Source organism: Nocardioides sp. P5_C9_2 (genome assembly GCF_054049555.1).
This window is the reverse complement of sequence record NZ_JBFUMD010000472.1, coordinates 1-3,006: the sequence shown is the minus strand read 5'-3', so window position 1 is coordinate 3,006 and position 3,006 is coordinate 1. Positions and strand designations below refer to the sequence as shown.

Here is a 3,006-nt window from a genome sequence, read left to right as displayed (position 1 = left end):
CGACGGCGTCGGCCAGGTCGGTGACGGCGTCCGTCAGGACCTTGCGCTGGGTCCGGAGGGCCGACAGCGTGTCGATCGTGGGGTCGTTCACGGCGGTACGAAGCGTGGTCGTCACTCCGGACACGGCCTGGTCGACGGCGTCCACCTCGTCGGCGAACTCGTCCCGGGCGTCGTTGATGAGGGTGCTCACGTCGTCCCGCACCTGGTCGAGGTTGTCCTGCAGCTGGGTGAGCGCGTCGGCATCGATGGTGACCTCGGTGATGTCCGCGACGGAGGTGCGGATCGCGTCGACGTCCTCGCAGATGGTCGCGGCATCGGTGCTCTCACTCTCGTTCCCGTCCCCGCAGGCGCCCAGGGTCATCGTCGCGAGCGCGACGCAGACAGCGGCGAGACGGCGGGCACGACGGCGTCGGATCATGGTCTCGAGGGTGCACGGGGGCGAGCGACCGGACATCACCCCGCACGGGTGAGGCGGTGCCGCCGTGTCCGATTCCCGCTGGATCCGGGGCCGTTCCTCGGCGAGACTCGACACCGTGAAGACCGCGACCCGCCTGGCCCTCCTCGACCCGGAGTCCTGCTACCGCGCGGTGAAGAGCAAGGACAGGCGCTTCGACGGGGTGTTCTACACCGCGGTGCGCACGACGGGGATCTACTGCCGTCCCAGCTGTCCGGCCAGGACGCCGGCCCCGGGCAACGTCACCTTCCACCCCACCGCTGCTGCCGCCCAGTCGGCCGGCTACCGGGCCTGCAAGCGCTGCCTCCCCGACGCCACCCCCGGCAGCCCCGACTGGGACGTCGCCGCCGACGTGGCGGGTCGCGCGATGCGGCTCATCAGCGACGGTCTCGTGGACCGCGAGGGAGTCGAGGGCCTGGCCCGCCACGTCGGCTACACCCCACGCCACCTCGGCCGGCTGCTCACCCAGGAGCTCGGCGCTGCACCACTCGCGCTCGCGCGGGCCCGCCGTGCCCAGACGGCACGGGTGCTCATCGAGACGAGCGAGATGTCGCTGACGGACGTGGCCTTCGCGGCCGGATTCTCCAGCGTCCGGCAGTTCAACGAGACCGTTCGCGAGGTCTATGCCCTGAGCCCGACCGAGATCCGGGGACGCCGTACCCGCTCGGCCACCCGCGGGGCCGTGACGATGCGACTGGCCGTCCGTACGCCGTTCGCGGGCCGCCGGCTCCTCGACTTCCTCGCCCACCACCTGGTGCCGGGCGTGGAGGTGGCCGGACCCGGTTGGTACGCGCGCACCCTCGACCTGCCCCACGGCCCGGGCACCGTGCGCCTGGCGCTCGCCGACGCCTCGGCGGCCGGGGAGACGGCGTTCGTCCCGGCCGCCTTCTCCCTGCACGACCTGCGCGACACCTCGGCCGCCGTGGAGCGCGTACGCCGCCTGCTCGACGCCGACTGCGACCCCGTGGCCGTGGACGACCACCTCGCCGACGACCCCGTCATCGGCCGGCTGGTGCGAGCCGCACCGGGCCTGCGGGTGCCGGGACAGGTCGACGGGGACGAGACCGCCGTGCGCACCGTCATCGGCCAGCAGGTCAGCGTGACCGGTGCCCGCACCGTGACCGGCCGGATCGTCGCCGAGCACGGCCGCCGCATGGAGACGGACGTCCCCGGCCTGACCCACCTCTTCCCGGACGCGAGCACCCTGGCGCAGGTGGACCCCGAGACGCTCCCCATGCCGCGCGCCCGTGGCCGCGCGCTGGTGGGGCTGGCCACCGCCCTCGCCTCCGGGGCCGTCGCGCTCGACCGCGGACCGGATCGCGACGACGTACGCCGTGCGCTTCTCGCGCTGCCCGGCATCGGCCCGTGGACGGCCGACTACGTCGCCATGCGGGCGTTGGGCCATCCCGACGTCTTCCTGCCCACCGACCTCGCCGTGCGCAACGTCCTGCGTGACCTCGGCGGGTCCGCCGACGTCGAGCACTGGCGGCCGTGGCGCTCCTACGCACTCATGCACCTGTGGAACACCCTGATGCCCGACACCCCGGCTCCGGAGGAGACCTGACATGTGGACCGTGATGTCCTCGCCCATCGGCGACCTGCGCATCGTCGAGCGCGACGGCGCGATCAGCGCCATCGAGTTCACCCCGTTCCGACAGCCGGCCGACGGCCGTCCGCTGGGCGAGCGCGGCGACGACCACCCGCTCCTCGTGGAGGCGGTGCGCCAGCTGACCGGGTACTTCGGGCGCGACCTCAAGGAGTTCGACCTCCCGCTGGACCCGCAGGGCAGCGACTTCCAGCGACGGGTCTGGGACCAGCTGCTGACCATCGGCTACGGCGAGACCGCCTCGTACGGTCAGATCGCGGGTCGGTTGGGGATGACCAACGCGGCGTCGCGCGCGGTCGGGCTGGCCAACGGACGCAACCCGATCCCCGTCGTCATCCCGTGCCACCGTGTCATCGGGGCCAACGGCACGCTGACCGGGTACGCCGGTGGGCTGGAGCGCAAGCAGACCCTGCTCTCGTTGGAGCAGGACGCGTTGTTCTGAGGTGGGTCAGGGCCTCCACGGCCCGGCCGTCACTCGGCGGCGGCGCGGCGCAGCGACTCCGAGAGCCGTTCGGCCGCGGCGAGCACGGCGGGCGCGTGCATGCGACCGGGCTGTCGGGACAGGCGCTCGAGGGGGCCGGAGACGGAGACGGCGGCGATGATCTTGCCACCGGGGGAGCGGACCGGGGCGGACACCGAGGCGACCCCCTGCTCGCGCTCGCCGATCGACTGGGCCCATCCCCGGCGGCGGATGCCCGACAGGGCGGTGGCGGAGAAGGCGGCGTTCTGGAGCCCGCGGTGCATGCGCTCGGGGTCCTCCCACGCGAGCAGCACCTGCGCGGCCGACCCGGCCCGCATGGTGAGCTGCGAGCCGACCGGAATGGTGTCGCGCAGCCCCGAGGGGCGCTCGGCCGCGGCCACGCACACGCGGTGCTCGCCCTGGCGGCGCCAGAGCTGGGCGGACTCCCCGGTGATGTCGCGCAGGCGGGCGAGCACGGGGCCGGCG

4 protein-coding genes are annotated in these 3,006 nt (G+C 73.8%); 2 read left to right on the top strand and 2 right to left on the bottom strand.

Annotated elements, in window-relative coordinates; all coding sequences use genetic code 11:
• Positions 1 to 418, bottom strand: a 418-nt coding sequence (locus tag ACXJKL_RS18320) for a hypothetical protein (RefSeq protein WP_457208434.1), incomplete at its 3' end; no start/stop codon positions are given.
• 115 nt (positions 419 to 533) lie between these two features.
• Here ACXJKL_RS18320 and ACXJKL_RS18315 point away from each other — a divergent pair.
• Both ACXJKL_RS18315 and ACXJKL_RS18310 read left to right on the top strand, forming a co-directional pair.
• The gene (locus ACXJKL_RS18315; RefSeq protein ID WP_457208433.1) at positions 534 to 2,018 is read left to right on the top strand and encodes an AlkA N-terminal domain-containing protein; all 1,485 of its coding nucleotides are present in this window, start codon (positions 534 to 536) and stop codon (positions 2,016 to 2,018) included.
• A gap of 1 nt (position 2,019) precedes the next feature.
• Positions 2,020 to 2,502 (top strand): methylated-DNA--[protein]-cysteine S-methyltransferase, encoded by a 483-nt coding sequence (locus ACXJKL_RS18310; protein ID WP_457208432.1) that lies wholly within the window; start codon positions 2,020 to 2,022, stop codon positions 2,500 to 2,502.
• 29 nt (positions 2,503 to 2,531) lie between these two features.
• Here ACXJKL_RS18310 and ACXJKL_RS18305 read toward each other — a convergent pair.
• Positions 2,532 to 3,006: IclR family transcriptional regulator (locus tag ACXJKL_RS18305; RefSeq protein WP_457208431.1), on the bottom strand; the 475-nt coding region annotated here is incomplete at its 5' end.

Bases quoted from the DNA above. Each gene is read 5' to 3' on its own strand.
- ACXJKL_RS18310 (WP_457208432.1), top strand. From the start codon at position 2,020: ATGTGGACCGTGATGTCCTCGCCCATCGGCGACCTGCGCATCGTCGAG.